This window comes from Haloarcula sp. Atlit-7R, assembly GCF_003666065.1.
Taxonomy (GTDB): Archaea; Halobacteriota; Halobacteria; order Halobacteriales; family Haloarculaceae; genus Haloarcula; species Haloarcula taiwanensis.
Map to the genome: position 1 here is coordinate 403,041 of NZ_QXIK01000001.1, position 26,701 is coordinate 429,741.

At 62.8% G+C, this 26,701-nt stretch carries 31 protein-coding genes and 1 tRNA gene; 25 read left to right on the forward strand and 7 right to left on the reverse strand.

Annotated features, from left to right (window positions below; all coding sequences use genetic code 11):
* The first annotated feature begins 5 nt into the window (after window positions 1-5).
* The 16 genes from coaBC (at window position 6) to hpt (ending at window position 14,645) form a co-directional block, all read left to right on the forward strand.
* Window positions 6-1,172: a bifunctional phosphopantothenoylcysteine decarboxylase/phosphopantothenate--cysteine ligase CoaBC gene (gene coaBC, locus D3D01_RS02080; protein ID WP_121511083.1), complete on the forward strand. Its 1,167-nt coding sequence runs from the start codon at window positions 6-8 to the stop codon at window positions 1,170-1,172.
* Window positions 1,173-1,324: 152 nt separating this feature from the next.
* The gene (locus D3D01_RS02085) at window positions 1,325-2,365 is read left to right on the forward strand and encodes a monovalent cation/H+ antiporter subunit E (RefSeq protein ID WP_233563210.1); all 1,041 of its coding nucleotides are present in this window, start codon (window positions 1,325-1,327) and stop codon (window positions 2,363-2,365) included.
* On the forward strand, window positions 2,358-2,633 hold the full coding sequence (locus tag D3D01_RS02090) for a cation:proton antiporter (RefSeq protein WP_004518724.1): 276 nt from the start codon (window positions 2,358-2,360) through the stop codon (window positions 2,631-2,633). The genes D3D01_RS02085 and D3D01_RS02090 overlap by 8 nt, the downstream gene beginning before the upstream one ends.
* Window positions 2,630-2,950: a monovalent cation/H(+) antiporter subunit G gene (mnhG, locus tag D3D01_RS02095; RefSeq protein ID WP_121511084.1), complete on the forward strand. Its 321-nt coding sequence runs from the start codon at window positions 2,630-2,632 to the stop codon at window positions 2,948-2,950. Before D3D01_RS02090 ends, mnhG begins: the two co-directional genes overlap by 4 nt.
* Window positions 2,947-3,492 (forward strand): DUF4040 domain-containing protein, encoded by a 546-nt coding sequence (locus D3D01_RS02100; protein ID WP_101349445.1) that lies wholly within the window; start codon window positions 2,947-2,949, stop codon window positions 3,490-3,492. Before mnhG ends, D3D01_RS02100 begins: the two co-directional genes overlap by 4 nt.
* Window positions 3,489-3,962 carry a Na(+)/H(+) antiporter subunit B gene (locus tag D3D01_RS02105; RefSeq protein WP_121511085.1) on the forward strand — a complete coding sequence of 158 codons (474 nt, stop codon included), beginning with the start codon at window positions 3,489-3,491 and terminating at the stop codon, window positions 3,960-3,962. The genes D3D01_RS02100 and D3D01_RS02105 overlap by 4 nt, the downstream gene beginning before the upstream one ends.
* Window positions 3,962-4,318 carry a cation:proton antiporter subunit C gene (locus D3D01_RS02110; protein ID WP_053966163.1) on the forward strand — a complete coding sequence of 119 codons (357 nt, stop codon included), beginning with the start codon at window positions 3,962-3,964 and terminating at the stop codon, window positions 4,316-4,318. The genes D3D01_RS02105 and D3D01_RS02110 overlap by 1 nt, the downstream gene beginning before the upstream one ends.
* Window positions 4,311-5,804: a monovalent cation/H+ antiporter subunit D family protein gene (locus tag D3D01_RS02115; protein ID WP_121511086.1), complete on the forward strand. Its 1,494-nt coding sequence runs from the start codon at window positions 4,311-4,313 to the stop codon at window positions 5,802-5,804. The genes D3D01_RS02110 and D3D01_RS02115 overlap by 8 nt, the downstream gene beginning before the upstream one ends.
* On the forward strand, window positions 5,801-7,495 hold the full coding sequence (locus D3D01_RS02120; RefSeq protein ID WP_121511087.1) for a cation:proton antiporter: 1,695 nt from the start codon (window positions 5,801-5,803) through the stop codon (window positions 7,493-7,495). Before D3D01_RS02115 ends, D3D01_RS02120 begins: the two co-directional genes overlap by 4 nt.
* A complete protein-coding gene (locus tag D3D01_RS02125) occupies window positions 7,495-9,279 on the forward strand; it encodes a Na(+)/H(+) antiporter subunit D (RefSeq protein ID WP_121511088.1) in 1,785 nt (594 codons plus the stop codon). Before D3D01_RS02120 ends, D3D01_RS02125 begins: the two co-directional genes overlap by 1 nt.
* 195 nt (window positions 9,280-9,474) lie before the next feature.
* Window positions 9,475-9,936 (forward strand): type IV pilin, encoded by a 462-nt coding sequence (locus tag D3D01_RS02130; RefSeq protein WP_121511314.1) that lies wholly within the window; start codon window positions 9,475-9,477, stop codon window positions 9,934-9,936.
* Window positions 9,937-10,047: 111 nt separating this feature from the next.
* Window positions 10,048-10,626 (forward strand): hypothetical protein, encoded by a 579-nt coding sequence (locus tag D3D01_RS02135; RefSeq protein WP_101349440.1) that lies wholly within the window; start codon window positions 10,048-10,050, stop codon window positions 10,624-10,626.
* Between the two features lie 262 nt (window positions 10,627-10,888).
* Window positions 10,889-11,359, forward strand: coding sequence for a type IV pilin (locus D3D01_RS02140; RefSeq protein ID WP_101349439.1), 471 nt, complete (start codon window positions 10,889-10,891; stop codon window positions 11,357-11,359).
* A gap of 282 nt (window positions 11,360-11,641) precedes the next feature.
* On the forward strand, window positions 11,642-12,130 hold the full coding sequence (locus D3D01_RS02145) for a hypothetical protein (RefSeq protein WP_121511089.1): 489 nt from the start codon (window positions 11,642-11,644) through the stop codon (window positions 12,128-12,130).
* A complete protein-coding gene (locus D3D01_RS02150) occupies window positions 12,127-14,031 on the forward strand; it encodes a hypothetical protein (protein ID WP_121511090.1) in 1,905 nt (634 codons plus the stop codon). The genes D3D01_RS02145 and D3D01_RS02150 overlap by 4 nt, the downstream gene beginning before the upstream one ends.
* A gap of 44 nt (window positions 14,032-14,075) precedes the next feature.
* Window positions 14,076-14,645, forward strand: coding sequence for a hypoxanthine/guanine phosphoribosyltransferase (gene hpt / locus D3D01_RS02155; RefSeq protein ID WP_004518711.1), 570 nt, complete (start codon window positions 14,076-14,078; stop codon window positions 14,643-14,645).
* Between the two features lie 368 nt (window positions 14,646-15,013).
* Here the strand turns inward: hpt and D3D01_RS02160 are convergent.
* The 3 genes from D3D01_RS02160 to D3D01_RS02170 all read right to left on the reverse strand — a co-directional run bounded on the left by D3D01_RS02160 (window position 15,014) and on the right by D3D01_RS02170 (window position 16,412).
* A tRNA-Met gene (locus tag D3D01_RS02160) sits at window positions 15,014-15,088 on the reverse strand.
* A gap of 74 nt (window positions 15,089-15,162) precedes the next feature.
* Window positions 15,163-15,648, reverse strand: a complete 486-nt coding sequence (locus D3D01_RS02165) for a GtrA family protein (protein ID WP_101349436.1) — start codon at window positions 15,646-15,648, stop codon at window positions 15,163-15,165.
* Complete coding sequence (locus D3D01_RS02170) at window positions 15,645-16,412, reverse strand: glycosyltransferase (RefSeq protein ID WP_101349435.1); 768 nt, start codon at window positions 16,410-16,412, stop codon at window positions 15,645-15,647. The genes D3D01_RS02165 and D3D01_RS02170 overlap by 4 nt, the downstream gene beginning before the upstream one ends.
* A gap of 117 nt (window positions 16,413-16,529) precedes the next feature.
* Between D3D01_RS02170 and D3D01_RS02175 the strand changes: the two genes are divergently transcribed.
* Window positions 16,530-18,848: a DUF2298 domain-containing protein gene (locus D3D01_RS02175; protein WP_121511091.1), complete on the forward strand. Its 2,319-nt coding sequence runs from the start codon at window positions 16,530-16,532 to the stop codon at window positions 18,846-18,848.
* 30 nt (window positions 18,849-18,878) lie between these two features.
* Here the strand turns inward: D3D01_RS02175 and D3D01_RS02180 are convergent, their stop codons facing one another.
* Window positions 18,879-19,151 (reverse strand): HAH_0734 family protein, encoded by a 273-nt coding sequence (locus tag D3D01_RS02180; protein ID WP_064288282.1) that lies wholly within the window; start codon window positions 19,149-19,151, stop codon window positions 18,879-18,881.
* A gap of 186 nt (window positions 19,152-19,337) precedes the next feature.
* Here D3D01_RS02180 and D3D01_RS02185 point away from each other — a divergent pair, with 186 nt between their 5' ends.
* The 7 genes from D3D01_RS02185 to D3D01_RS02215 all read left to right on the forward strand — a co-directional run bounded on the left by D3D01_RS02185 (window position 19,338) and on the right by D3D01_RS02215 (window position 22,739).
* On the forward strand, window positions 19,338-19,601 hold the full coding sequence (locus tag D3D01_RS02185) for a hypothetical protein (protein WP_121511092.1): 264 nt from the start codon (window positions 19,338-19,340) through the stop codon (window positions 19,599-19,601).
* Window positions 19,602-19,739: 138 nt separating this feature from the next.
* Entirely contained in the window at window positions 19,740-20,018 is a 279-nt protein-coding gene (locus D3D01_RS02190) for a 50S ribosomal protein L44e (RefSeq protein WP_121511093.1), read from the forward strand.
* Between the two features lie 2 nt (window positions 20,019-20,020).
* On the forward strand, window positions 20,021-20,194 hold the full coding sequence (locus D3D01_RS02195; protein WP_004518703.1) for a 30S ribosomal protein S27e: 174 nt from the start codon (window positions 20,021-20,023) through the stop codon (window positions 20,192-20,194).
* Window position 20,195: 1 nt separating this feature from the next.
* A complete protein-coding gene (locus tag D3D01_RS02200) occupies window positions 20,196-20,996 on the forward strand; it encodes a translation initiation factor IF-2 subunit alpha (RefSeq protein WP_064288280.1) in 801 nt (266 codons plus the stop codon).
* A gap of 29 nt (window positions 20,997-21,025) precedes the next feature.
* Window positions 21,026-21,208 carry an RNA-protein complex protein Nop10 gene (locus tag D3D01_RS02205; RefSeq protein WP_101349432.1) on the forward strand — a complete coding sequence of 61 codons (183 nt, stop codon included), beginning with the start codon at window positions 21,026-21,028 and terminating at the stop codon, window positions 21,206-21,208.
* Between the two features lie 5 nt (window positions 21,209-21,213).
* Window positions 21,214-21,972: a proteasome assembly chaperone family protein gene (locus tag D3D01_RS02210; protein WP_101349431.1), complete on the forward strand. Its 759-nt coding sequence runs from the start codon at window positions 21,214-21,216 to the stop codon at window positions 21,970-21,972.
* 143 nt (window positions 21,973-22,115) lie between these two features.
* Window positions 22,116-22,739, forward strand: coding sequence for a J domain-containing protein (locus tag D3D01_RS02215; protein ID WP_101349430.1), 624 nt, complete (start codon window positions 22,116-22,118; stop codon window positions 22,737-22,739).
* An 18-nt stretch (window positions 22,740-22,757) separates the two neighbouring features.
* Here D3D01_RS02215 and D3D01_RS02220 read toward each other — a convergent pair whose 3' ends face one another.
* On the reverse strand, window positions 22,758-23,648 hold the full coding sequence (locus D3D01_RS02220) for a universal stress protein (RefSeq protein WP_121511094.1): 891 nt from the start codon (window positions 23,646-23,648) through the stop codon (window positions 22,758-22,760).
* A gap of 240 nt (window positions 23,649-23,888) precedes the next feature.
* Here D3D01_RS02220 and D3D01_RS02225 point away from each other — a divergent pair, with 240 nt between their 5' ends.
* Window positions 23,889-24,308 carry a universal stress protein gene (locus D3D01_RS02225; RefSeq protein WP_101349428.1) on the forward strand — a complete coding sequence of 140 codons (420 nt, stop codon included), beginning with the start codon at window positions 23,889-23,891 and terminating at the stop codon, window positions 24,306-24,308.
* 111 nt (window positions 24,309-24,419) lie between these two features.
* Here the strand turns inward: D3D01_RS02225 and D3D01_RS02230 are convergent, their stop codons facing one another.
* Window positions 24,420-25,433, reverse strand: a complete 1,014-nt coding sequence (locus D3D01_RS02230) for an alcohol dehydrogenase catalytic domain-containing protein (protein WP_121511095.1) — start codon at window positions 25,431-25,433, stop codon at window positions 24,420-24,422.
* A gap of 88 nt (window positions 25,434-25,521) precedes the next feature.
* A complete protein-coding gene (locus tag D3D01_RS02235) occupies window positions 25,522-26,694 on the reverse strand; it encodes a pyridoxal-phosphate dependent enzyme (RefSeq protein ID WP_121511315.1) in 1,173 nt (390 codons plus the stop codon).
* Window positions 26,695-26,701 lie beyond the last annotated feature (7 nt).

Here is a 26,701-nt window from a genome sequence, read left to right on the forward strand (position 1 = left end):
CAGGTATGCTGACCGGAGTCAACGTCGTTCTGGGGGTGTCGGGGTCTATCGCGGCCGTCAAGACGGTTGAACTCGCACACGAACTCCGACGACAGGGGGCGTCCGTCCGGGCGGTGATGACCGACAGCGCGACGGGTATCATCCATCCGTGGGCGCTGTCGTTCGCGACGGACAATCAGGTGATTACCGAAATCACGGGCGACGTCGAACACGTCGACCTCTGCGGGCGCTCGGGCTGGGGCGATGTATTCTTGCTCGCGCCTGCAACGGCAAACACTGTCGGCAAGGTCGCCGCGGCAATCGACGACACGCCCGTGACGACGTGTGTGACGACCGCTCTCGGCGCGGACGTGCCGGTCGTCGTCGCACCGGCAATGCACGAGCCGATGTACGACCACCCCGGCGTACTGGAGGCAATCGACCGCGTCGAGTCCTGGGGCGTCGAGTTCGTTGACCCGCGAATCGAGGAGGGGAAGGCCAAAATCGCGACCGAGGGGGCCATCGTCACGGCGACCGCCCGGGCAGCGGGCGACCGACCGCTTGCAGGCAAGCACGTCGTCGTGACTGCGGGTGCGACCACAGAGTCAGTCGATCCGGTTCGGACGCTTTCGAACCGTTCTTCGGGGCGGACCGGGCGGGCAGTCGCACGGGCTTGTTACGTTCGTGGAGCCGACGTGACGCTCGTTCACGACGGGTCAGATGTGCCGTACGCCACTGTGGAGCAGGTCGAATCCGCCGAGGAAATGACCGAGGCCGTCCGTCGAGTCGCCGACTCGGCCGACGCGCTGGTCTCCGCGGCCGCCATCTCGGATTACACCGTCGAGGAGGCCCCCGAGAAAATCAAGAGCGGGCAGGCGGAGCTGACGCTGACGCTGCAGCCGACGCCGAAACTCATCGACACCGTTCGCTCGGATCACCCCGACCTCCCTATCGTCGGGTTCAAAGTCGAGACAGAGGGCGACGACGGGACGCTAATCGAGCGCGCCCGCGAGATACGGGAGCGGGCCGGGCTGACCTTCGTGGTCGCTAACGACGCGAGCGTAATGGGTGGCGACGAGACGCGTGCCATACTTGTCGACGGAGACTCGGCCACGGAGTACATCGGGGAAAAGCAGGGGCTGGGTGCCCGTGTCGCCGACGAACTCGGTGACCATCTGTCCAGTCGTGACTGAGAGCGTAACCGATTACGAAATAGTTTTGCGTGTTCCGTTGCTCCGGTCCGATAACGATAGTACTGCCCGACGAACCGCCTATTCGGAGTTTCTAAACAGAGACTGTGACTGTACCACCACCCCGTCGCCTGCTCGTGCCAGTAGCTGATTCGGTGACGGTCCGTAACACCGTCGCCTACGCCGTTGAACAGGCCGAATCGGCGGCCAAAGAGGGACAACAACAGATATCGCTACACCTCGTCGCCGTCGCAAGCACGCGCGCTGTTGACCCTGACGCCCAGACGGAACTCGGCCAGGCAAAGGACCTGCTCGACCGAATCGAGGTCTGGCTCGACGAAGACCTGGGTGCTGTCCCGCCGTCGAATCTCGACGTTGAACTGGGCGTCATCGGTGCCGACCGCTACCTGTTCAGCCCCGGTGATTACGCCGACGCAATTCTGACCTACGCCGACGAACACAGCATCGAACGGGTCGTCCTCGATCCGGAGTTCAACCCGGGCGGCACGACGCCGATGCTTCGGCCGCTCGAAGTCGAACTCGTCCGGGGCGATATCGAGGTCGAGACCGCGCCCGTCGAGCGGCCAGCGCGGTCGACCGCGCTTGCTCGCGCCGCGACGCTCCCAAAGTATCTCACCATTTTCGGAACCTCGTATCTGTTTTACATGCTGTTGAGTTCGTACAAACCGCTGGATTTCCTCACTGGCGCGATAACGGCGACGATTGTCACTGCGTTGCTTGCACCGATCGCGTTCAGCCGCCAGCCGTCGCTGACACGGGTTACGAGACAGCTCGCACGGCTGGCGATTTACGTTCCGTACCTGCTCAAGGAAATCGCCGTCGCCAACCTCGAAATCGCCTACGTCGTCTTGCACCCGTCACTGCCCATCGACCCGAAGATGGTCGAACTGGAGGCCGCCATCTGGGGAGACGGACCAGTGACGACGCTTGCAAACAGCATCACGCTGACGCCCGGGACACTCACCGTCAGCGTCTCTGAGCAGGCGTTCGATATCCATTCGCTCACTGGCAGTGCCCGAGAGGACCTGTTCGACGGCGGCCTCGAACGAGCCGTCCGGTTCGTTTTCTACGGCCGGGAGGCAGCAGCGATTCCATCGCCACGCGAGCGAGGACAGGGGGACGACGGCGCGGTCGAGGGCGATATCGGCGACCCGGAGGTGGCCGACGATGATTGAGTTCGAAGCGGCACTGTTGGCTATCGCCGGCGCGTTCGTCCTGTTCGCTATCGTGGCGCTGTACCGTGTGTTCGCAGGGCCGACAGACCACGACAGAGTTATCGCGGTCAACGTGATGGGGACGAACACCGTCATCGCAATTGCGCTCGTCTCCGGCGCGCTCGATAAGCCGCTGTTCCTCGATATCGCGCTCGTGTACGCCTTGCTGAACTTCCTGCTCTCGATAGCGTTCTCGAAGTTCAACGTCGAGCACGGAGGTGTGCTATGACGCCGACAGAGTGGGCGATTGTCGCGCTCGCGCTTGTCGGGGCGTTCTTCGGCGGCGTCGCCTCAATCGGAATCGTGCGGCTGCCTGACGTGTACACGCGCGCTCACGCGGCATCGAAAAGCGACACGCTGGGAGCCGTCCTCAGTATTGCTGCCGCCGCGCTCGCGATTCAGACCGACCTCGCGACTATCAAGGCCGTCTTCCTGCTGGTGTTTATGTTTCTGACGAACCCCACCGCCGCCCACGCTATCGCCCGGGCGGCACAGGATCAGGGTATCGAGCCGTGGACTGCCGGCGATGAGGAGGGCAAATCATGACGCTGTCGCTCATCGAGGGATTGTTGCTGGTGTTCGTGCTGGGCTGTGCTATCGGTGCGGCCGTACTCCGTGACGTGCTGGCGTCGCTCATGGCGTTTGCCGCCTACAGCCTCGGAATCTCTATTATCTGGGTGATGCTTGAGGCCCCGGACGTGGGGCTGACCGAGGCGGCTGTCGGGGCCGGCATCATGACGATACTGTTCATTCTGGCGCTGGCAAACACCGTGCGGCCACAGGAGAACGGCCTGTTCGAGTCGATCAGCGTTCGAACCGTCGTGCTGGTCGGCGCGTTCGTCATCGTCATGGTTGCGACCGTGCCGTCGCTGCCTGCCGTCGGTGCGGATGGCGCTGCGAACCCCGTTGTCAGCGGCGACGTAACGCAGTATTACCTCGAAAACGCCTACGAAGACACGGAAGTGAAAAACGGTGTGACGGCAGTGCTCGCGGCCTACCGTGGGTTCGATACGCTGGGTGAGGCCGTGGTGGTCTTTTCGGCCGGCGTCGCGGCGCTGACCGTCCTCAGACAGGAGGTGTTCGCATGAGCGCCGACGAGCGAACCGGGCTGTACGTCGAGAGCACCATCATCATGACGACGGTCCGCGTCGTCGCGCCGTTCGTGCTCACCTTCGCCCTGTTCGTGATGTTCCACGGGGCAAACTCCCCCGGCGGTGGCTTCCAGGGTGGGGTCATCGCCGGCTCAGTCGTGATGATGCTCGCCTTCGCCTACGGCATCGACGCGGCTCGAGAGTGGCTCGACGTTCGGGTCGTCGCCGCGCTCGCGTCCGGTGGTGTGCTCACGTTCGCAGCCATCGGGCTGGGAACGATAGTTCTGGGCGGGAACTTCCTCGAGTATCACCTGTACGAGCAGTTCATCTCGCATGTGGTCGCCTACGCCATCGAGCTTGTCGAACTGGCCATCGGTGGTATCGTCGCCAGCGTTGCTATCGGCCTCTTTTTCCTGCTCGCGGCGGGATTCGGCCACGCCGTCGATTCACCGGAGGATGAGAGCTGATGTTTGAACTGCTGAACTCACATTACAACTACTTCGCGGTGATGCTGCTGCTTGGCATCGGCCTGTATATGCTCATTGAGTCTCGGAACCTGGTAAAGAAGGTCATCGGGATGAACATCTTCCAGACGGGCATTTTCCTGTTTTTCATCACGCTCGCGTTCCGGGCCGGCGGGAACCCGCCAATTATCAAGGATGGTGGTGGCCCCTACGTCAGCCCGCTCCCGCACGTGCTCATTCTGACCGCTATCGTCGTCGGGGTGAGCCTGACCGCGGTGGCGCTTGCGCTCATTATCCGCATCTACGCCGAGTACGGCACGCTGGACGAAGACAAACTCAAACAGCTCTACTATGATTGAACAAATCCCTGTGTTGCTGGTGGTCCTGCCCATCGTCGGCGGCGCGATACCTTTGGTCGCTAGCCTTGTCAGCGAGCGGGCAGGGTGGCCAGTCGCGACGCTGACGCTCGTCGTCCAGGCCGGCCTGGCCGGACTGCTCGCGTGGACCGTCAGCACGAGCGGGACCGTGTCCTACGCGGTCGGTGGTTTCGCCGCCCCGTACGGTATCGAACTCGTCGTCGACGGCCTCTCAGGGGCCGTCGCCGTGCTCGTGGCCGTCGTGTCACTGGGCGTGCTCGCGTACGCTCGACAGGCCGGCCCACATTCGGGTCCCTTCTACGGCCTGTACCTGCTTCTGGTCGCCGGCCTGACGGGCATGACGGTCACTGGCGACGTGTTCAATCTCTACGTGTTCCTCGAAATCACGGGGCTTGCGGCGTACGGCCTCGTGGCGAGCGGCCGGGACGCCAGTGCCGCCGTCGCGGCGCTGAAATACCTCATCATCGGGACCGTCGGGGCCTCACTGTACCTGCTTGGCATCGGCTACCTGCTCGCGGCGACAGGCACGCTCAACATGGCCGACCTTGCGGCGAAGCTCGGGGAGATGGCGGCGTACGACTCGACGCTCGTCCTGACCGGGTTCGGGCTGATGGTCGGCGGACTGACGGTGAAAGTCGCCCTGTTCCCCTTGCACACCTGGCAGCCCGATGCCTACGCGAACGCGCCGGACACGGTGAGTGCGTTCATTTCTGCGCTCGTCTCGACGGTCTCGGCGTACGCGCTCGCACGCCTGCTGTTCTCTGTGTTCACTGTTGAGTTCCTGGCGGCTGTGCCCGTCGCTCGCTGGGCGCTGGTCGGGCTGGCCTGCGTGAGCATCATCGCGGGGAGCGCGCTCGCCGTCTCGCAGGACAGCGTTCAGCGGATGCTGGCGTACTCCTCAGTGTCACAGTTCGGCCTCGTCGTCGCCGGGTTCGCCATCGCCACCCCGCTGGCCGTCGTCGGCGCGACTGTCCACCTGCTCGGCCACGCAGTGATGAAGGGTGGATTGTTCGCTGCGACGGGCATTATCGAGCGCAAGACGGGTGCGACGACGGTGAACGGCTACGCCGGGATGGGGAGCCGCGTCCCGGTTTCGGCGTTTGCCTTCGCCGTGCTTTCGCTGGCGATGGTCGGCGTTCCGCCAGCAGTCGGTTTCGTCGGCAAGTGGTACATCGTCCTCGGCGCGGTCAACGCCGAGAACTGGCCCGTCGTGGCCGTCTTGCTCGCGAGTACGCTGCTGACGCTTGCGTACTTCGCCCGCCTCGTCGAGCGGCTCTACTTCGCCGAGCCGACCATCCACGCGGAACCCGACGAGGCACCCGTCACAGACGGGAGCGGACAGGCGGTCTCGTTCGGGATGATCGCCGTCGTCGTTGTCGCGGCCGCACTCGCAGTCGCGCTGACCGCAGCCGTACCGGAGTTGCAGAGAGTGCTCGAAGAAACGCTTCCACCCCTTCTAAACCAATGACTGAGTCGCTACGCCCAATCCTGGCAATCCTCGTCTCGGCGGTGGCTATCCCCGTGATTCTCTCGCTCAAACGACGGCCGAATCTGCGAGAGGGGGTGACCCTGACCGTCGCGTTTGCGAAGTTCGCGATCATTGCGAGCATGGTCCCCGGCGTCCTGAGCGGAACGGAGTATGAATTCGTCATCGGACAGTTCGCTACCGGTATCGAGCTGGCGTTCACCGTCGACCCGCTGGGACTCCTCTTTGGCCTGCTCGCGAGCCTGCTGTGGATCGTCACGAGCTTCTACAGCATCGGTTACATGCGCGGGCTGGACGAACACGCCCAGACGCGCTATTTCGCCTCGTTCGCCGCCAGTCTCGCATCGGCGGTCGGCGTCGCGTTCGCGTCGAACCTGCTGACACTGTTCGTCTGCTACGAGCTACTGACGGTGTCGACGTACCCGCTCGTCACCCACGACGAGACCGACGAGGCCCGCGCCGCCGGCCGGAAGTACCTCGCGTATACCTTCGGCGGTGGGGTCGCAGTCCTCGGTGGGACTGTCCTCGTGTTCGTCCTCGCTGGGACGACCGCGTTCACGCCGGGCGGGCTCGAAGGTCTCGCGACAGCCGACCCGACGCTGGCACGGGCGGCGTTCGCCCTGTTGGCGGCCGGCTTCGGCGTCAAGGCTGCCCTGATGCCGATGCACTCCTGGCTCCCGGACGCGATGGTCGCGCCGACGCCGGTGTCGGGTCTGCTCCACGCCGTCGCAGTCGTCAAGAGCGGTGTGTTCGGCATCGCTCGCGTGGTGCTGGACGTGTACGGAACCGGGACGATGGAGCAACTCGGCGTCGGCCTCCCGCTCGCCGCGATTGCGGCCTTTACTCTCCTGACAGCGAGTATCATCGCACTCAGGCAGGACAACCTCAAGCGCCGGCTGGCGTACTCGACGATCAGCCAGCTATCGTATATCGTGCTGGGACTGGGGCTGCTCCACGGACAGGCGCTGACCGGTGGACTGCTTCACATCCCCGCCCACGCGTTCATGAAACTCACCCTGTTCTTTTGTGCTGGCGCGATTCACGTCGAGACCCACACCGACGACATCAGCGACATGGCCGGAATCGGGAAGCGGATGCCGCTGACGATGGCCGCCTTCGCCGTCGCCGCGGCCGGGATGGCCGGGATTCCGCTGGTCGCTGGCTTCGTCAGCAAGTGGTATCTCGTCATCGGTGCGCTGAGTCTCGAAAGCGGTGGGCTCGTATTCGCCGCTGCGTTGCTGGTCTCGGGCGTCCTCAACATCGCGTACTTCTGGCCCATCGTCTATCAGGCGTACTTCGAGTCGCCGGAGAGCCACGACGAGAAGCCACTCATCGAGGGACCATTCGGCGGACGAGATGAGATTCGGGCCGACGGCGGTGAGGACCACGACTCGGACGCTACCGGCGGTCACTCCGACGAGGACGAGGTGCCGAGGCCGGAACACATGGACCACCTCGGGAAACACGACGAGGAGCACGAACATCACGGCGGCCCCCCCGCAGGGGGCTGGGACGACCGTGGCTGGCGCGGCGGCGAGAGTACGTGGTTTATGCTCGGGCCAATTCTCACTGCGGCCACGCTGTCGCTCCTGCTGGGGACAATGCCGTACACCGCTGTCTTCCTGCGGATCGTCGACACCATCGTCGGTAATCTTCCGGGGGTGATGGCCTGATGTCGATGCTTACAGCGGTTCCGCCAGTCGTCGTCCTACTGGCGCTGGCAATCGTCGTGTCCCGACTCCCGCGGCGTGCCGGTCACGCGGTCGGTGCGCTCGTACCAGCGCTCGCGGTGCCGTGGGCGGTCATGGTCCCTGAAGGTGCACATCTCCATGTAGACAGCTTCCTCGGGTTCGAAGCCGTCCTGCTGAACGTCGACCCGTTCTCGCGGCTGATGGGGATCATCTTCGGGCTCATCGCCGCGGTTGCTGTACTCTACTCCTACGCCAGCGAGGCGGACACGACACAGACGGGGTACGCGCTCTCGTACGTCGCGACCAGCTTTGGAGCCGTCTTCGCCGGCGACTGGCTGACACTCATCTTCTTCTGGGAGCTGATGGCCATCACCAGTACGCTGCTGGTGTGGCATTACGGCGGTAGGGCGGTCCGGGCCGGCTTCCGGTACGCCCTGCTACACGGACTGGGCGGCACGCTGTTGATGGCCGCTATCCTCCGGCACTACGTCGCGGTGGAGACGTTCCTGTTCGCGTCAGTGCCGGGCGGTCCGGAAACGGCCGGCATCACGTCCGGACTGGCCGCCGCGCTCGCAGCCATCGGTATCGGCGTCAACGTCGGCTTCATTGGCCTGCACGCGTGGCTACCAGACACCTATCCGCGCCCGCACATCGCCGCTAGCGTCTTCCTCTGTGTGTTCACAACCAAGACCGGCGTCTACGGGATGTACCGCGCGTTCCCCAACGGCCACGAAGCCATCGCGTACATGGGCGGCGGGATGGCTATCTTCGGCGCGCTGTTCGCACTGTTCCAGAACGATATGCGGCGGCTCCTCTCGTATCACATCCAGTCGCAGGTCGGGTACATGGTCGCCGGCGTCGGGATCGGGTCGTCACTGGCTCAGGCTGGCGCGTTCGCCCACGTGTTCAACCACATCCTCTACAAGGGCCTGCTGTTCATGACCGCCGGTGTTGTTATTTACCGGACCGGGACGGAGAGCCTGAAGAAACTCGGCGGTCTCTGGCGAGAGATGCCAATCACGGCAGGTGCATTCTCCGTCGCTGCGCTATCTATCGCTGGCTTCCCCGGCTTCAACGGGTTCGTCAGCAAAGGGATTATCATCTCCGGGAGCCACTATACTTTCAGCAAAGGACCGCTCCCGCTGGGTGAGTTCTATACGCTTGAGTGGATGCTGCTGCTGGGCGGCGTCGGGACGTTCATGTCGTTCATCAAGTTCGGCTACTACGCGTTCTTCCACGGCGAGTACGACAGCGGCGTCCCGGACGCGAACCGCCTGCAGAGCGTCGCAATGGTGTCGGTAGCCGCGCTCTGTGTCATCTACGGTGTGTACGACACGGCGCTGTTCACCATCCTTCCGTTCAACGTGACAAGCGACGCTGTTGTCGACCACGTCTACGAGACCTACACCATCCCCCACCTCATCGAGGGGGTCGTCCTCGCCGTCCTCGGGCTTATTGGCTTCGCGGTGACGAAAAAGCCTCTCTCGAAGCTCGGACGCGTCCCGGATGTCGATTCGCTGTACAACCCGGCTATCTTCTACGGGTCTCGTGGTCTCGTTGTTGGAGTGACCGAACTGTACGCCGCCGTAGACCGCGTAGTGGTTCGGGCCACGAGCATCGTCACGCAGACAGTGACTTCCCCGGACAACGTTATTCAGCGGCTCCGTGACGACGATAGTCTCGTGCATCCGATGCGGGCCGGCATCGGACTCAGCATCCTCATTCTTGCAGTATTCGTTACGGTAGCGCTGCTGGCCCTTTCATGAAGATTCAAAAACATAATCTGCGATAATTGCGTACTAGATCGGCCGTACCTGGTTTCAAACACCCAAAGAATAGCTGTTAACAGACAGGGTAATTACAGTTTCTGATAATACAGGTGCAGACTTATATAGCTCCATAGCCACGATTCGGTAAGCACGGCATAACAGGGGAACCTGTTGATGCGTGCGGACAAGACAATGGAACTCAAACGATTCTTCAACGACGACGATGCTGTGTCGCCGGTCATCGGGGTCATCCTGATGGTCGCAATTACGGTCATCCTCGCGGCCGTTATCGCAACATTCGTCCTCGGTCTGGGCGATCAGGTCAGCAACACGGCACCACAGGCTAGCTTCAGTACGGAGTACGATGATGGAAATGACTGGGTTAAGTTCACGCATGAGGGTGGTGACTCAATAAAAGCGAGTAATTTATACTTCAGAGGAGATGTCGCCAGTGGGTCTGAGGGAGATACTCCTGATATGACTTCAGAGGGTACGTGGCAGGGGGGTGCCAGCGGGAGCAACAGCAAGGTTGTCGCAGGTAATAGCGTCACTGTCGGAGTTGACTCGGATAGTTTCACTATCAACCTAGTCTACCAGTCGGCCACTGGCGATAACTCCGCAACGCTCGCCACTGCGACCGGTCCTAACTCATAAACCCCGGCGTCTCGTTTTTTCCGAGTGTAAAACCCGTGAGTTTATAATTGATGGACACCCTGATGTTCGCTGTATTCCCTGCGATGGGTGGTGGGGACTGGAGAGAATAATATGAGCAAGCAGGTAGAACGGTCGGACTCCGCTGGGGACGACGATCTTTCAAAAGGCGAAATATTCGACGTACTGCAGAATGAGCGGCGTCGGTACACGCTTCAGTATCTACGAGAACACGACGGGCCAGTACAGCTCGGCGACCTTGCGTCACACGTCGCGGCACAGGAGTACGACTGCCCGAACACGGCTGTCACGAGCGCCCAACGGAAGCGTGTCTACACCACGTTACAGCAGTCTCATCTTCCGCGGATGCATGAGACGGGTATCATCGACTATGACGACGAGAACGGGACAATCTCAAAGACAGCACACACGGAGGAACTCACTGTCTATCTCGAAATCGTGCCGGGAAGCGAGTTCCCCTGGCGCGAGTACTATCTCTCGCTCGGCGCGGTCAGTCTAGCAATCGTGACGATTCTCTGGGTCGGCGTCTACCCGTTCACGGTCATTCCACCGCTGGTCTGGGCCACGCTGATCGCGATTGTGCTCAGCGTCTCCGCAGGCTATCACACCTACGCTGGTCGTGAGATGACTCTGACCGAGTATGTGGCAGAGGAAGCCGAGTCCGACAACTAAACTTCTGTTTATTTCACGGTGTTCATTGTTTCGTTTGTCTTGGTTAGCGCTGAACTATTCATGCAGCGCTATATCAAATTTCGGCGGTACAGCCACCCTTGAAGGCTTTCAAGGCAACGTTGAACGGCTAAAACGTGCTGTGTGTATAAGTGGGTCCCTCTCATGTGGTTGAAGCAGCACACCCCGCGAGCCAGTAAGGAAATCCTTCAAACTATAGGGGTTTCCTACTCGGGTCACGCTCGCGGTGTGCGTCGAACAAACCATGGATATCAAACAACTCATCCACGACGACGACGCAGTGTCGCCGGTCATCGGGGTCATCCTGATGGTCGCAATCACGGTCATTCTGGCCGCAGTAATCGCCTCCTTTGTGCTTGGTCTCGGTGACCAGGCACAGCAGGCCACGCCGCAGGCTAGCTTCTCATGGGAATATGAAGCTGGAGAAGCTGAGTCTGGGACTGCTGATGGACTTGTTACTGTCACCCACGATGGTGGAGACAGTATCGAAGTAAGCAGTCTGTACATTCGTGGAACGTTTGGCAGTAACAGTGGTACATCAAGTAATGGAGACTGGACAAGCCACGAATCATATACCAGTTCCGGCTCGGACGTCACGGCAGGCAGTAACGTAGAAGCAGACGTTGACAGTAACTACGACCTTCGAGTGATTTACGAGCCTCCGGAAGGCGATACTTCCGCAACGCTCGCTCAGGACACCGGTCCGGACGCATAATCCATCCATCAATTTTGTTTTTAATTTTTAGTTAATGAGCGGTGTCACCGCTATCTTAATTCTGGCTTTACAGAACCCAAACCTCTCACTCGCTGGGATATATACTCGTTGCTTTCTTCACTTTATTGCAGCACTTACATTTTTCTTGAGCACCGAGCGCCACTCTCTGTGATTGGATAACCAGCTGTGAGTGATCTCCTAACGTCGGAGTCGCCCATATAGAATCAGACACGAGAAGACGCCACGACACTTTTATTGCCAGATATCTAGTGACTGGTAACAATGGAAAAAACGCGGGCCATTACCACCAGTGTAATCGCCATTATACTCGGCGTTACACTGCTTTCCGGCCCGCTGGTCCCCGGCGTAACACTGGCAACGGAGCCGGAGCCAGTCGCACTAGAAACTGGCAACGTCACGGTTTCTGCAGTCGAAATGCCTGAGAAAGTAACGCTTGAGAAAGGGTCCTACGGGGCGGCGAGCTACTACCTCGATGCGCCACCGGTCCGCATACAGTTCGCGAATCGAACCGGACAGCCGACACTCGTCTACGAACTCACAATCGAGGAACTGGGGTACACGCGGACGACGAATCACTTCTTGGACGACTCGACCGGTGACACGTACGACCTGACGCTGGCGTCGGACACGTTCACCGACGGGGAGATCAAGCGCGAACAGTACAACGGCACGGTGGCCGTGAGCAAGCGCGACGGGGCGGGCCACGGCGTGGTGGCGACGCGCAACGTCACGATATCGGTGGTCAAATGACGGCAACAGAGTTTGTCGGACGTCTTCGACGGCGGACGCCCGCCCTCTCGAACACTCGCGAGACAGCGTACGCTGTGCTGTTTGGCGACCGGCTCGGCCTGACCGTGTTTCTCGCGACAGTCGTGCTGTTCGGGCTGGTGTGGCGGACGGCGTTCCTGATAAACGATTCCTACACGCTGGCGAATGGGCTGTACAGCCTCTCAAACGGACAGCTAGCGATGACTGAAGCTGCCTACGGCCCTGGACTCAACACGCCGGGGGCAAATAACTACGGCGGCCAGTGGCACGCGCGAAACTACGGCGTCATTGTCCTCTCGCTACCGCTCGTGTTCGTGCTTGACCTGCTCACCACCATCGTCGAGCTCCGCATTGCGTTGGTCGCGCTCTGGTCGCTCGCGCTGTTGGCGCTGGTGGTCCAGTGCAGTTACTACACCGACGACGACTGGATTCTCTACGGCGGTACTGTCGCCGTTCTGGGACTGTTCGGGCTGAACGTGATACTGGCACAGCCACTCGACGCCGGTCGAATCCATCTGTACGCGCTGCAACTGACGCATCTCCTTATTGCGGCGTTCACGCCGGTGGTTCTCTATCGGCTCCTCAGCCGGATGCAAACACGTCGGCAGGGGCTCCTGGGCACCGTGGTACTCACGGCCGGGACACCACTCGCGTTCTGGGCATCCGTGCCGAAGCGCCACGCCGTCACCGGGACGGTGGTGGTCTGCATCGCGTACTGCCTCTATCGGAGCCGCAAGCCAACAGACGGAGGAGTTATTACGCAGCCACAGACCTTCCGCGCGCTCGCCTACGCGCTGGTAGGACTGTACGCGTGGGTGCATGCGCCGGAAGCACTCCTGCTCTGTGTCGCCCTCGCGCTGGTCGATATCCCGACAGCACCGGACAACAGTCCGCGAACGCTCGCTCGTATCGGCGTCGTTTTCGGCCTCTCCTTGCTGCCGTTCGTTATCACTAACATCGTTATCTCGGGCTCTCCGGTTAAGCCCCCGCGATTGATTGCCCGCGGTGGCTCTCTGGGCGGCGGTACTGCGAGCAGTGCAAGCGGTGGCGGCGGTAGCGGCGGCAGTGGTGCCTCTGGTGGATTGCTTACACCGCTGGCACCTCTGCTTGGGCCCATAGAGAGCGGAATGCGTCCACTGCTGTTGCTGGGCGGCGAACTCGCGTCAGGATTCAAAGCGCTCCAGCAGCAACCAGATGACGTGTATCACGCCTTCGTCCGGTCAGGAAGTGCAGGCGGTGCGCTTGATAAGACCGGCGAGGAATCCGTCAACCTCTCAGTGCTCGAATCCGCGCCGGTTCTCGTCGCCATCGCCGGTACACTCCCGGTCGTCCGACGATTGCGTTTGCCATCGTCGATAGCTGACCGAACACTCAGTGCCGACCGCGTCGTGGACGCGTTTGCCATAGCGGCATTCGTCGGCGTTATCCTGCTGTACAACAACCGCTTGCCACTGCACGCGCAGGTGACTGCCCGGTATCTGTTCCCCCTCTACCCACTCGGCGTGTATCTGCTTGTGCGGCTTCCAGCGGTACGCCAGACTCTCGCAGACCACTGGCACATGTTCCTCTGGGCAGTTGCAGGAACAGTGTTTATCGGCGGGCAGCTGACCGTAGTGTTCGTTGCGCTGACGGTGAACGGTATCGGCGAAGCGTTCCAGTTGCACGCGCTGCTCGCGCTTGGCGTTGCTGTCCCACTCAGTATCTGGGCGCTGTGCGGTCGCTCCAAAGGTCGAGCCGGGCAGGTCGGTGCAGCGCTTCTCGGTGCTGCAACGGGTGTAGCGGCTGTGTTTCTACTCCTAACCACCGTCGAGTACTACGCACTGGGTGATGCACACCTCCTGCCGATGATGCGAGCACTCGGTGAGCTGCTGACGCTCTACTGAGTCGGTGACGGAGAATTTTAGTACGGGCTTGTAGTACCGCCAGCATGGACCGACTCAAGAAGTCCCTACTCGAAGCGCCAATCATCGAGAAGGAAGGCTATCACTACTTCGTCCACCCCATCAGCGACGGGGTCCCGATGCTTCGACCGGAACTTCTGCGTGAAATCGTCATCAAGATCATCCGGAAGGCAGAACTCGACGACGTCGACAAGATCGTCACACCGGCGGCGATGGGTATCCATATTTCGACAGCCGTCTCGCTGATGACCGATATCCCACTCGTCGTCGTCCGAAAGCGCCAGTACGGGCTTGATGGAGAAGTATCACTGTCACAGGTAACTGGCTACTCCGAGAGCGAGATGTACGTTAACGACGTGTACGAGGGCGACCAGGTGCTCGTGCTCGACGACGTGCTCTCGACCGGCGGGACGCTAGCCGGGCTCACGGGCGCGCTCGAAGACATTGGCGCTGACATCCGCGACATCGTCTGTGTCATCAAGAAGGCCGACGGGACGAACAAGCTTGACGAGGCGGGCTACGACGCCAAGACGCTGATCAACGTCCAGGTCATCGACGGCGAGGTCACTATCGTCGACGAGCACGGCGACGACTAGAACGGCTGTTGATACGGTTCCTGTAGGTCGCACCAGTACTCACAGCCGTGGGAGCGTCCCTCCAGAGCGGTGAGACACGGCGGCGGGATACTCAGAGCAGCCGACAGCGTCGTAGCGTATGACAGAAGACTTGAACCCGTTCAGGCCACACGCTCCAGCAGCTCGCGAGGCGCATCAGGCATACTGGACCACTCCAGTCGCTCACGGATTTATGAGCGACAGAATATAGCGGGAGGTAGATTTGAACAACGCGAGCCCCTCGCTACCGCTCGGCGTTCTCTCGTTCAAATCTACTGGCCAATAATTGCCGAACTCAGCGGCGCTCGGCGATGAAACGCCTCGCTGGAGGAGTGAGTTCGGCAAAATGATAGCGGGAGGTAGATTTGAACTACCGATCTGCGGGTTATGAGCCCGCCGGAATCTCCTGGCTATCCCATCCCGCTACCTTCTCGTAGTTCGGTCCCCTCATTAAGGGTTGTGATTCGAGTGCCGTCCGTGAGTTAGTAACGCGCTACGGTCACCCGTCCGCGTGGACCTGCCAGGTGAAGAGACTCTCGGCGACATAGTTGACCAGCATCGCGACCCCAATCGCGAGCGGGCTCGCGGCGATGAACCACAGGTCAGTTCCAGCGACAACGAGTTCGATCATCAGCCACTGCGTGAGTAGCCAGTAAACTGCGAGCTGGACCGCGACGCCGCCGGACCGGACCAAGTGGGACTTGCCGAGGCGCTTTGCGAACGACCGGCGACCGGTCTCACCCTGACCCGCGAACGTCCAGTGTTCGTTGACCAGAAACATCACGAGAATCGCCGTCTCGACGCCCGCGGCTTTGGCCCACATGTCGCTGACGCCGAATGCCAGGCCGAGCACGGCGAGGACGGTGTTGTCGCTTATCGCGCCGACGACGCCGACGGAGACGAACTGGCCGAACCGGACGCCCGAGACCAGCGACTCGAACCGGTCCGGGACGAGGCGTCGGACCCGCCGTTCGAGGTCCGTCATCGGTCCTTCTCGACGAGGGCGGTCGGCTCGTCGAGGTGCTCGGCCAGGGCGGTGTGGAACCCGTCGTCGCGCAGTTGCTTCGAGCGGTGGCGAGCCGTCAACAGCGCTTCGAGCAGGTCTATCGACGTTCGTATCGGCGACACCGTCGAGCCGGGCTTGTCCTCCCACTCGATGGGGACCTCCTCGATACACAGGTCCAGCGCCGCGGCGATGGCTACCAGTTCGACGTCCCACGCGAAGCCGGGTTCGTACAGATGGTCGCGGACGCGCTCCCAGGCGGCCGCATCGATGGCTTTTGCACCGCACTGGTAATCATACAGCCGTACGTCGAGCAACTGGCCGGCCAGCCACGCGAAGCCGTCGCCGAGGAATCGGCGAGCGAACGTCTGGTGGCTGGCGACGATGGCATCCGGGTGGCGACGGGAGCCAACGGCGAGGTCCGTCCGCCCCTCGGTGACCGGGGCCAGTATCCGTTCGAGCGAGGCGACCGGTGTCGATCCATCGGCGTCGACAAAGGCCAGCACGTCGGTCTCCATCCGCTCGAACCCGGCAGTGATAGCTGCACCTTTCCCGCGGCGATAGGGCACGGTGTGGACTTCGGCTGGGAGCGAGCGGAGCCGTGCGGGAACACCGTCCCGGGGTGCATCAAGTTCAACGACTATAGTCTGCGGTTCAAGAGCATCGTCGATAGCGGCGATATAGGTCCCGAACTGCTCTGTGTCGGGACGGTAGGCGGGGAGAACTACCCCGACGGAACGCGACATTGCCGAATAGTGGGACAGGCGGAACTAAAAACAGTTCGAAGCTGCCGGTTCCTAACCAGTCGATAATCGCGGGAGCAACAAAAAAGCGTATAGGCCAGCGAACCGGTCCCTTCACTGATGCAATACGGGCTCCTCGCCACCTGGCTCGCCCTCTACCTCCTGTTACTGTACGCTGGCGGAACCGTCGCTGGACTGCTGTTTCCCCGCTTTGCCGACCGCGGACTCGCCTTCGGCGTCCCGGTCGCCGTCTCGATACTATGGCTGGTCACCTACTTCGTCGGTCGCCTCTCGCTGACGCTTGGCGTCTGGCTCGGCGTCGCCGTGCTCGCGACGAGTACGGTAGCTGTCCGGCGGGTCGACGGCGCACTCGACCTCCGAACGTACGCCGAAACGGCGGGCGTGTTTACCGTCGGGTTCCTGTTTCTTGTTGGCATCCGAGCGTTCGACCCTGCAATCGTCCCCATCGGCGGCGAGAAGTTCCTCGATTTTGGACTATTACAGTCGCTCGTGCGGGCTGACAGCCTCCCGCTGGAGGACATGTGGTTCGCCGGCGAACCGGTCGCGTACTACTACGGCGGGCATCTCATCACAGCGATTCTCACCAGGATAACGGGGACCGAAGGGCAGTTCGCGTACAATCTCGCGCTAGCGGGGTTTTACGCCACGCTGGTCACAGCGGCGTACGGACTGGCGGGCGCTGTCGCGAGCGAACGCGGCCTCCCGCGACGGCTAGCGGCCGGCCTCACGGCGTTCTGTGTCGGGTTTGCCAGCAACCTATCGACACCGGTCAAGTTCGTCATCTGGCTCTTGCCCGGAGGGCTGGGCCAGAGCGTCGCCGAACGGGCCGGCTACGAATTGAAAGGGCTCGCGGCGGGGCCAGACTCGTTCAGTTACTGGGACGCGAGCCGCGTCATCGAAGACACGGCATCTGATTTCGGCACATACGAGCCCAGTGTGGCGCTAGTCATCGATGAGTTCCCGCTGTTTTCCTGGCTCAACGGCGATATGCACGCCCACATGATGAGCACGGGATTCCTGTTACTTGCTGCTGCGCTCTGTTTCAGCTACTACCAGACGCCGGCCGCCGAACGCCGGCGGCGGCTCGGACTACTTTTCGCTGCGCTCCCGGCCGTCGCGGGCATCATGGCCGTGACGAACACGTGGTCGTTCCCATCGATGGGCGGGCTGGCGCTGCTGACAGTAACCGTCGCGCCGGCCGACCCAACGACGCTCCTACCAGAGGCCATCGGACAGCGACTCCGGCTGAACGGGCCGGGTCAAGAGGGTGTCCGGATCGGAATGGGACTGGGCGTCGCTGCTGTCGTTCTGGTGCTGGGACTGCTCTGGTCGCTGCCGTTCTGGCTCGGCCCGGCGAGCGGACGTGAGATCGCCGTCCTGCCAGACCGAGCCTCGCTGCTGGAGTTGCTGGCCGTCCACGGCCTGTTCGTCGCCCCGTTCTGGCTGTACCTGTACGCCCAGACCGGGCGGGCTGTCGAGCGAAGTACGGCCCGAATCGTCGGTCTCGTGGCCGTTGGCACGGCGGCGCTGGCGTCGACGCTCGATATCGCAGCAGTCGGCCTGCTCGTCCCCTTGCTCGTCGGCGCGTGGCTGTTCGCGCGCTCGCCGACGCTCGACCGAACTGTCGATGCGGTCCCGGCGCTCGCTGACGGTGGCGACCGCCCCGTCGGCTTTGAGGCGGTACTGATTCTCGCCGGTGCGGGCCTCGTGCTGCTCGTCGAGTTCGTCTTCGTCAGGGAGAACATCGGCCGGATGAACACCGTCTTCAAGACGTACATGCAGGTGTGGGTGCTCTGGGGGGTCGCTGCCGGCCCCGTGCTAGCGTGGCTGCTCACCCGCTGGCGGCCGACCGGCAAGCAGGCACGAGAATGGACCAACATCGGCGTCCGAGCGTTCGTCGCCCTGCTTGTCTGTTCGGCATCCCTGTACGGCGTGTTCGCGCTCTCGAACCACGTCGAGTACGCCGGCGACCCGACGCTGGATGGGCTGGCGTACCTCGACGACGACCACCCCGCGGAAGCCGAGGCAATCCGGTGGCTCGACGAGACGACGACCGGACGGCCGACCATCGTCACGGCCGCCCCCGCTGACTACGAGTGGGTCGCCGACGAGGGCAAGGGCGCGAGCGCACCGTCGAGCCTGACCGGGCTGCCGACCGTCGCGGGCTGGACCCACGAAGCCCAGTACCGCAACGACACGGTGTACGACCGCCGCGTCGACGACGTGGAGACGATTTACACCGGCGACGCACCCGAGCAGCGTCGCCTCCTCGAAGCCTACGACGTGCGCTATGTCTACGTCGGCCCCGCAGAGCGGGCCCGCTACGACGACGTGACGGTCGACCAGCTACAGGGCGTTACCGTGGCGAAACGAGCCGGCGGCGTCACGATATATCGGGTCCGGCCGGAGTACTTCTGAGATTGGGAACGCGGCGAAAAGACGGGCCGTTCAGGACTCGGCGTTCGGCGGGGCGCGCTCGCGGAGGACGGTGACGGCCTCGGCCTCAATGTCGTCCGTATCCAGGTGCATCGGAATGTACTCCTGGGTTTTGAACGTCTCTTCCTCGTCCTCCGAGCCGATAGTACACCAGAGCTGTGGCCGGTCCGGGCCGTGCCAGTCGCCCTGCCGCGAGACCGAGAACACCTCGTACTCCTCGTCGTCGTACTCGATGCGGCCGCCCTTGCGCAGCCCCGGGTCGCCGTGGATAATGAGCTTCTTCATGCGCGTTCCTTTGCCAACAGCGTACTTAGTGACTTCGAAGGCGATTGCGCCACAGCGCACCAACCGACAGAGAGCGACGGCGAACCGACCTGTAACTAGAATGTCCTTATATTCTTGTCGATTGTGGTTAGATGCTTAACATCATGATAGCGGAGATTTATATATCCGAATCGATGACAGTCGTGTATGTTGAAACAACAGCAGCGGGCGTGCGAGCGGGCCTCGGTCGTCATCAGCCCGATGGACGACAACGGACGGATGGAACTCAGGGACGTCGAGACCGATGAGACCTACGAAGTCGTGGACTACATCGACGACGAACTGGCAAAGAAACTGAGGTCGCTCTCCGCTGGCGAAGCGGTGAATCTCGAACTGCTGGCGGGCTCGGATTCGGGTGTGTTCGGCGCGGTCCGAATCGAGTCCAGCGGGCCGTCGGCCCGGTTCCAGTAGCCGGCGCTGCAGCGGGGAGCGTCCGAGCCATATGTGGGGCAGGTCGTCCGAGAGGGACGTGATTGTGCGGCACACGGTGGGTCCGAACCAAACGGGTTTTAAGCGGCCACGTCAAATCGCTCGGTAAGGCCGATATCTATGCAGATGCCACGACGATTCAATACGTACTGTCCGCACTGTAACGAGCACCAGGAACACGAGGTAGAGAAAGTCCGGACCGGTCGCTCGACCGGGATGAAGTGGAATGACCGTCAAGAGGAGCGCAACTCCGGTATCGGGAACGACGGCAAGTTCTCGAAGGTCCCGGGTGGCGACAAGCCCACCAAGAAGACGGACCTCAAGTACCGCTGTGGCGAGTGTGGGAAGGCCCACCTCCGCGAGGGATGGCGCGCCGGCCGACTGGAGTTCCAGGAGTAACGATGGCAGGAAGCTTCATTACCGTCGAATGCCCCGACTGCGAGAACGAACAGACTCTCTTCGAGAAGGCCGCGAGCGAGGTCTCGTGTGCCGTCTGTGGCCACACCATCGCCCGCCCAACCGGCGGGAAGGCCGACATCGAAGGCGAAGTGACCGCCGTCGTCGAGGCCCGATAGGATGAAATACAGCGGCTGGCCCGAACCGGGCGAACTCGTCGTCGGCAAGATCGACGAGATCGAGGACTTCGGCGTGTTCGTTGACCTCGACGAGTACGAGGGCAAGCGCGGCCTCTGTCACATCTCTGAGGTCGCCAGCGGATGGATCAAGAACGTCCGCGACCACGTCAACGAAGGGCAGACAGTCGTTGCCAAGGTGCTTGACGTCGACGAGAGCGCCCAGCAGATCGACCTCTCGATCAAGGACGTCAACGACCACCAGCGAAAGGAGAAGATTCAGGAGTGGAAAAACGAGCAGAAGGCCGACAACTGGATGGAACTGGCCTTCGGCGAGGACTTAGACGACGAGACCTACGCCGCCATCGCAAACGAACTGCTGGCTGAGTTCGGCTCGATGTACGACGGGTTCGAATCAGCGGCAATCCACGGCAACGACGCCCTCGAAGAGGTCGACCTCTCCGAGGAGGAAATCGACGCCATCGTGCAGACGGCTCGGAACAACGTCTCTGTGCCGTACGTTCAGGTCACCGGCTATGTCGACCTGTCCTGTCCCGAAAGCGACGGCGTCGACATCATCAAGGAAGCACTGCAGGCCGCCGAGGGCAACGGCGAGGTCCCCGACGAAATCGAACTCGAAGTGACCTACGTCGGCTCACCTGAGTACCGCATCCAGGTGCAAGCGCCCGACTACAAGACCGCCGAGGACGCGCTCGAAGAGAGCGCGGACCGCGCCGCGGCGGTCGTCCAGCAACACGGTGGAACGGGACAATTCCACCGTGAGCGCAGCGAAGACGACGAGTAAGCCGGTTGTCGTTCAGTGAGTCACTACCGATGAAATCGGATATCCGCGTCTGCACTGCCTGGAAGTCCGAGCACGCCCGGCCGGTGTACACGCTGGACAACACCTGTCCGGACTGCGGGGCCGAAGCAGTCAACAGCGTACCCGCGCCGTTCTCGCCTGAAGACAGCTACGGCGAGTATCGACGTTCTCTTAAGCGCCGCAGCCGCGAATAAGCCGTATGGACGAATTCGACATCGAGACTGTAGCGGACCCCGACCTCGACGACCCGGTACTGGTCGAGGGGCTGCCCGGCGTCGGCCACGTCGGCAAACTCGCCGCCGAACACCTACTGGAGGAACTCGAAAGCGAGCTCGTTCGGCGTGTCTACTCAACACATTTCCCGCCACAGGTCAGCATTGACGACGGACAGGCGGAACTTGCCTGCGCAGAGTTCCACGCCGTGACGCCGGAGGAAGGCCAAGACCTGCTCGTGCTTTCCGGGAACCATCAGGCCCAGGACAACCAGGGCCACTATGGCCTGACCGACACGTTCCTCGACATCGCCGACGAGTTCGGCGTTCAGCGGGTGTTCGCTCTCGGCGGCGTCCCGACCGGCGAACTCATCGAGGAGTACGACGTGCTCGGCGCGACGACAACCGAGGATTTCAAGGAAACGCTGGAAGACGCTGGCGTGGCCTTCCGCGAAGACGAACCTGCGGGCGGCATCGTCGGCGTCTCCGGCCTGCTGCTGGGCCTGAGCAAGCGCCGCGACGTGCCGGCCAGTTGCCTCATGGGCGAGACCTCGGGCTATCTGGTCGATCCCAAGAGCGCGCAGGCCGTTCTCGAAATCCTCCAAGACGTCATCGGGTTCGAGGTCGACTACAGTTCGCTGGAGGACCGCGCCGACGAGATGGAGGAGGTCGTCCGGAAGATTCAGGAGATGGAACAGCAGAACTCCCCGTCGCCCACCGACGAGGACCTCAGATACATCGGTTAAGACGGATTTCTGTCCCCGTGTCTCGGCTGTCACCGACGGCGGAGCCGGTACCCTCCGAAACTGATTGGTGGGAGTCCGCCTGAAGCAGTCACCTGTTGCCGGAGAGCGGGAATTTCTTTACCACTGGACCCTAATTCGTGGCCGTGCAGACACAACCGGGTATGCCGCCGGAGTGGCTGGTCCTCGGGCTCGCCCTCGGCATCGCCGGAACCCTCGTTGTCGCCGGCCTATTCGTCCTCGCGAACCGCGTGTTTCCGGCCGAGCGGCCGAACCGGCAGGCGACAGACGGCGGGGAGATGCGACGCCGGGCGGAGCTGCGCGAGTACCTCACCGCTATCGACGAGCAGTTCGCCGAGAACCACTTCGTCGAGGGGCAACACGTCGCCTTCTATCTCCCCAAGCGGGACGTGGCAATCACGTTCGACGCCCGAGCGTACTACCGCATCGAGCGGTCCCCGACTATTCCCGTACTGGTCGAACACGAGATGCCGGGCGTCTATCTCGGCGCACGCCTGCCCTTCGAAACGCCCGAAGTTGACCTCGGCCCGGACCCCGAAGAGGAACCACACCCGACAGTCCAGGCGTTCAGCGAACTGGGACTGACACAGAGCGCGTCGCTGGACGACGTGAAATCGGCCTACCGCGAGCGCGTCAAGGAGGTCCATCCGGACCACGGCGGCAACGAGGACGAGTTCAAGCGCGTCCGGGAGGCATACACCACTGCGAAACAGCACGCGTCCGGGGCATCGCGACAGCGAGCGTCGTAAGCGGAGACTGAAGGCCACTCACTGCATCGGGACACAGCAGACCGGGACAGACGCATTACGGACAACGGTCTCGGTGACGCTTCCGGTCAGGTATCGCGTGAGGCCGGAGCGGCCGTGTGTTCCCATCGCGATGAGGTCGATATCGTGTTCCTCGCTGTAGGAGAGAATGGCGCGTGCAGCCGGGCCGCTTGCGATGTTACCTGCGACACTGACATCTGCGTCGCTGGCACGCTCATGGACCGCCGCAAGTGCCTTCTGGCCAGTTTGCTCAAGCGCCTCGTGAATCTCTGCTGATCCTTCAGCGCCGCCGAATCGGCTCGTGTCGACAGAGTAGAGCGTGTGTACGGTTGCGTCATACAGCTCCGCTAGCGTGATACCCCATTCGATTGCGAGTGTTGCCCCCTCGCTGCCGTCAGTCGGGACGAGAATGTTTTCGTACCGTTGCTCGCCGATTTCGACGATATCCCCATCCGGAGTGACCGTGACGATTGGGACAGCGGCAGTCCGCAGCGTCTTTTCTGCAACACTCCCGAGTGCAACCCGTTCGAACCCTGTCCGTCCCTGCGTCCCCATAACAATGAGATCGATGTCGTGAGCATCGACGTAGTCGTTGACCGCCTGAAACGGAATCCCTGACTCGACGGCGGTAGTGATTTGCCCGGAGAGATGCGCCCTGGCGAGTCTCGCGATGGAGTCTACCGCCCGTTCAGCCGCCTCCGTGAGGAGACGCTCCCGGTCGGTCTGCCCGTCAGAATTCAGCTCCGGTTCGATGTCACGGGCGTCAACTGCTGACAGTACGTGGAGGTCGGCACCGATTGTAGCTGCGAGATCGATAGCTCGCCGAGCCCCTATTCGTGCCCCGTCACTGCCGTCGGTCGGCACGAGAATCGAGTTGATCGTGTGGCTCATAGCCACGGTTTGACAGGCTATTGATTTAACACTACGTTCGATTCCCGCCACGTTGCAGAGTGAGTTTACGACCGCTCTGTGCTCGCAGGTGTACTGCATCTTGCACGCCTCGGTCAACGGACGGCGAACCGACCAGCTGCCGCCGGCAAGACCGAGAGGCGTTCACAGCCGACGGGACTGCGTCGCGTCTCCGAACAAGGCGCACCACCATTTTATCCACAGGCTGACCGTAGTCACGATATGATCGCACGGATTCTCGTTCCGATGGACGATTCGGAAATGGCCCGGCGAGCGCTTGGGTACGCCCTTGAGAACCATCCTGACGCGGAGATTACTGTCTTACACGTCGTGGGCGGACCGTCGCCGTTGGGGGGAGCGGCCACCTCACTTGCTCTTGAGGATGATGTCGAAGCGGCTGCCGAGAGGCGTGCGGAAGGAGTATTCGACGAGGCTCGTGAGCGCGCCGCCGAGTACGATGTCGAAATAACCACTGAAGTGCAACTGGGCCACCCGGTCCGGGCGATTCTGAATAGAGCTGACGACTTCGATGCGGTCGTACTCGGAACGCACGGCGGCTCCTTAGCCGATCGGCTGGTCGTCGGGAACGTCGCTCAGAAAGTGTTCCGTAACTCGCCTGTTCCAGTCATTATCGCCCGATAAGTGGTGGCAGCTGCGACCGATGGACAGACTGCCCTAAGCACCGACAGCGACGGGACACCGGCCGTCTGTGCCAGAGTTAGTTTCGAAAGTCTCTGCGGGTCGCAAGGGTGACTACGGCGTCACGACGAGCTTGCCAACGCTATCGCGATTCTGCATTGCCACAAACGCCGTACCGGTCTCTTCAAGCGAGTACGTCTCCTCGATTTCGGGGGAGAGCGAGCCGTCAGCAACGAGGCCGACGAGTCGCTCTAGGTCGCCCTGCGTCCCCATCGTACTCCCGATGACGCGTTTATGCCCGAGGAACAGGTCCGGGATGTCGATTTCGGACGTGCCGCCGGCCGTCCGCCCACAGACCGCCATCCGTCCGCCGCGTCGCAGCACGTCAAGGCCGACCTGCGTGTACTCACCACCGAGGTGATTGAGCACGCCGTCGACTGTGCCGACATCGTCGACTGCCGCCCGAATCTCGTCCGGGTCGATGCTCTTGATTGCGTGGTCCAGACCGAGCGATTCGACGCGGTCCAGTTTGTCCTGAGAGGAGGAGGTGCCGACAGTGTCAGCGCCGAGCGCGTCGGCGAGTTGCACGCCCGCGACACCGACGCCGCCGGTGACGCCCGGGACGAACACCAGGTCGCCCGGACCGGCCTCGACCCGCCGGAGCATGTGGAAGGCCGTCATGTAGGCCGTCGGCAGCGCGGCCGCCTCGACCGTGTCCACGCCGTCGGGGAGCGCGACGAGGCGGTCGGCCTGCACGCGGGCAGCCTCGGCGAGGCCGCCGTGGTACAGCGAGAAGTTCGCACAGAGGTTCTCCGGCCCCTCCCGACAGTAGCGGCAGGTCCCGCAGGTCTCGTTCGGGCAGAGTACCACCCGGTCTCCGGGTTCGACGGCGGTGACGCCCTCGCCCACGGCGTCGACGGTCCCAGCGACATCGAGACCGGTGACAAAGGGCAGGTCGTCCGCGTCGACCATCGCGGAATCGCCTTCGAGAATCCAGAGGTCGTGGCGGTTAATTGCGCACGCCTCGACGGAGACCACCGCCTCGCCGCGTCCGGGTCCGGGGGTCGGTCGGTTGACAATCGAGACGCCGTCCGGGCCAGTGAGTTCGCTGAACGCTGCGGCGCGCATCAGGCCAGTGTTGTGCCACGACGGGCTAAACGACACCGAAGTATGCGGTGCTGTGTCACGGCGGCCCCCACTCCGGCCGACGGCGGCCTCAGATACCCTGGCTCATGAGGTGACTGCGCAGCAGGTCCGCCTCCTTGCTGCCGGCGACGGGGTTCACGAGGACGACCACGTCGTCGCTGTCGAAGGCACCGTCGTCAGCCAGCGCCCGCGCGCCAGCGACGGCCGTCCCGCCGGTCGCGCCCGTTTCCGGCCCCATCTCGCAGCCGTCGACGGCACCGGCCAGGATGTCCGTGTCCGGGACGGCGACGCCGCCCCCGCCCGAGCGCTCCAGCGAGTCGAGCGCCGCAGCGCCGGCGGCGGGGTCTGGGACTTCGAGCGGGCCGACGATGGTGTCGGGGTGTTCGACCGTCGCCGGCTCGTCGTCGCCCTCGCGTGCGGCGTCGGCGATGGCGGCCGCCGAGTCGGGCTGTGCGGCGTAGATTCGCGGGACCGCGTCCGCGAGGCCGCTGTCGACCGCCGCCTGGAATCCACGTTCGAGGCCGACGACCGTCTCGCCGTGACCGGTGGGGTGGACCACCGCGTCGGGGGCCGCCCAGCCGAGGTCGTCGGCGGTCTCGAAGGCGACGGATTTGGCCCCCTCGACGCGGAAGGGGTGGCCGGGCGCGACCGGGGCCCAGCCCTCGGCGGCCTCGGCCAGTTCCTCGTCGAAGGCCGAGACGGCGTCGTCGTATCGGCCCTCGACGACGCGCATGTCACCGCCGTGGACGTTCACCATCGCCTTGTTGAGGAACGGGCACCGCGAGGGGACGAAGCCCTTCGACTCGACGCCGGCGCGGGCCGCGTAGGCGGCGCTGGCCTGTGCACCGTTGCCCGTCGAGGGCGTCACGACGCGCTCGGCTCCGCGTTGTGTGGCGGCAGTGACCGACAGCGAGAGCTTGCGGTCGCTCAGCGAGGCCGTCGGATTGCGCCCCTCGTCTTTGACGTACACCGATTCGACGCCGAGTTCGTCGGCGAGGTCCGGGACCAGGACCAGCGGCGTCGCCCCCTCGCCCAGCGTCACCGTCTCGCTCCGCGGGAACGGCCGCAGCGACTCGTACCGGGCCGGCCCCGTCGCGTCGGGCAGCGCTTCGGGCGTCAGCGCCGGAACGTCGTAGTCACCGACGAGGACCCCGCCGCAGTCGGGACAGCGGTCGGCCGTGCTGTCGGTTTCTGCGCCACACGCCGTGCAGATGAGGCCGCGAAACGCCGCAGTCGTCTTCATGTCTTCC

Coding starts and splice junctions, on each gene's coding strand:
- coaBC (WP_121511083.1), top strand. CDS start 6: ATGCTGACCGGAGTCAACGTCGTTCTGGGGGTGTCGGGGTCTATCGCG.
- D3D01_RS02090 (WP_004518724.1), top strand. CDS start 2,358: ATGATTGAGTTCGAAGCGGCACTGTTGGCTATCGCCGGCGCGTTCGTC.
- mnhG (WP_121511084.1), top strand. CDS start 2,630: ATGACGCCGACAGAGTGGGCGATTGTCGCGCTCGCGCTTGTCGGGGCG.
- D3D01_RS02100 (WP_101349445.1), top strand. CDS start 2,947: ATGACGCTGTCGCTCATCGAGGGATTGTTGCTGGTGTTCGTGCTGGGC.
- D3D01_RS02105 (WP_121511085.1), top strand. CDS start 3,489: ATGAGCGCCGACGAGCGAACCGGGCTGTACGTCGAGAGCACCATCATC.
- D3D01_RS02110 (WP_053966163.1), top strand. CDS start 3,962: ATGTTTGAACTGCTGAACTCACATTACAACTACTTCGCGGTGATGCTG.
- D3D01_RS02115 (WP_121511086.1), top strand. CDS start 4,311: ATGATTGAACAAATCCCTGTGTTGCTGGTGGTCCTGCCCATCGTCGGC.
- D3D01_RS02120 (WP_121511087.1), top strand. CDS start 5,801: ATGACTGAGTCGCTACGCCCAATCCTGGCAATCCTCGTCTCGGCGGTG.
- D3D01_RS02125 (WP_121511088.1), top strand. CDS start 7,495: ATGTCGATGCTTACAGCGGTTCCGCCAGTCGTCGTCCTACTGGCGCTG.
- D3D01_RS02130 (WP_121511314.1), top strand. CDS start 9,475: ATGGAACTCAAACGATTCTTCAACGACGACGATGCTGTGTCGCCGGTC.
- D3D01_RS02135 (WP_101349440.1), top strand. CDS start 10,048: ATGAGCAAGCAGGTAGAACGGTCGGACTCCGCTGGGGACGACGATCTT.
- D3D01_RS02140 (WP_101349439.1), top strand. CDS start 10,889: ATGGATATCAAACAACTCATCCACGACGACGACGCAGTGTCGCCGGTC.
- D3D01_RS02145 (WP_121511089.1), top strand. CDS start 11,642: ATGGAAAAAACGCGGGCCATTACCACCAGTGTAATCGCCATTATACTC.
- D3D01_RS02150 (WP_121511090.1), top strand. CDS start 12,127: ATGACGGCAACAGAGTTTGTCGGACGTCTTCGACGGCGGACGCCCGCC.
- hpt (WP_004518711.1), top strand. CDS start 14,076: ATGGACCGACTCAAGAAGTCCCTACTCGAAGCGCCAATCATCGAGAAG.
- D3D01_RS02165 (WP_101349436.1), bottom strand. CDS start 15,648: ATGACGGACCTCGAACGGCGGGTCCGACGCCTCGTCCCGGACCGGTTC.
- D3D01_RS02170 (WP_101349435.1), bottom strand. CDS start 16,412: ATGTCGCGTTCCGTCGGGGTAGTTCTCCCCGCCTACCGTCCCGACACA.
- D3D01_RS02175 (WP_121511091.1), top strand. CDS start 16,530: ATGCAATACGGGCTCCTCGCCACCTGGCTCGCCCTCTACCTCCTGTTA.
- D3D01_RS02180 (WP_064288282.1), bottom strand. CDS start 19,151: ATGAAGAAGCTCATTATCCACGGCGACCCGGGGCTGCGCAAGGGCGGC.
- D3D01_RS02185 (WP_121511092.1), top strand. CDS start 19,338: ATGTTGAAACAACAGCAGCGGGCGTGCGAGCGGGCCTCGGTCGTCATC.
- D3D01_RS02190 (WP_121511093.1), top strand. CDS start 19,740: ATGCAGATGCCACGACGATTCAATACGTACTGTCCGCACTGTAACGAG.
- D3D01_RS02195 (WP_004518703.1), top strand. CDS start 20,021: ATGGCAGGAAGCTTCATTACCGTCGAATGCCCCGACTGCGAGAACGAA.
- D3D01_RS02200 (WP_064288280.1), top strand. CDS start 20,196: ATGAAATACAGCGGCTGGCCCGAACCGGGCGAACTCGTCGTCGGCAAG.
- D3D01_RS02205 (WP_101349432.1), top strand. CDS start 21,026: ATGAAATCGGATATCCGCGTCTGCACTGCCTGGAAGTCCGAGCACGCC.
- D3D01_RS02210 (WP_101349431.1), top strand. CDS start 21,214: ATGGACGAATTCGACATCGAGACTGTAGCGGACCCCGACCTCGACGAC.
- D3D01_RS02220 (WP_121511094.1), bottom strand. CDS start 23,648: ATGAGCCACACGATCAACTCGATTCTCGTGCCGACCGACGGCAGTGAC.
- D3D01_RS02225 (WP_101349428.1), top strand. CDS start 23,889: ATGATCGCACGGATTCTCGTTCCGATGGACGATTCGGAAATGGCCCGG.
- D3D01_RS02230 (WP_121511095.1), bottom strand. CDS start 25,433: ATGCGCGCCGCAGCGTTCAGCGAACTCACTGGCCCGGACGGCGTCTCG.
- D3D01_RS02235 (WP_121511315.1), bottom strand. CDS start 26,694: ATGAAGACGACTGCGGCGTTTCGCGGCCTCATCTGCACGGCGTGTGGC.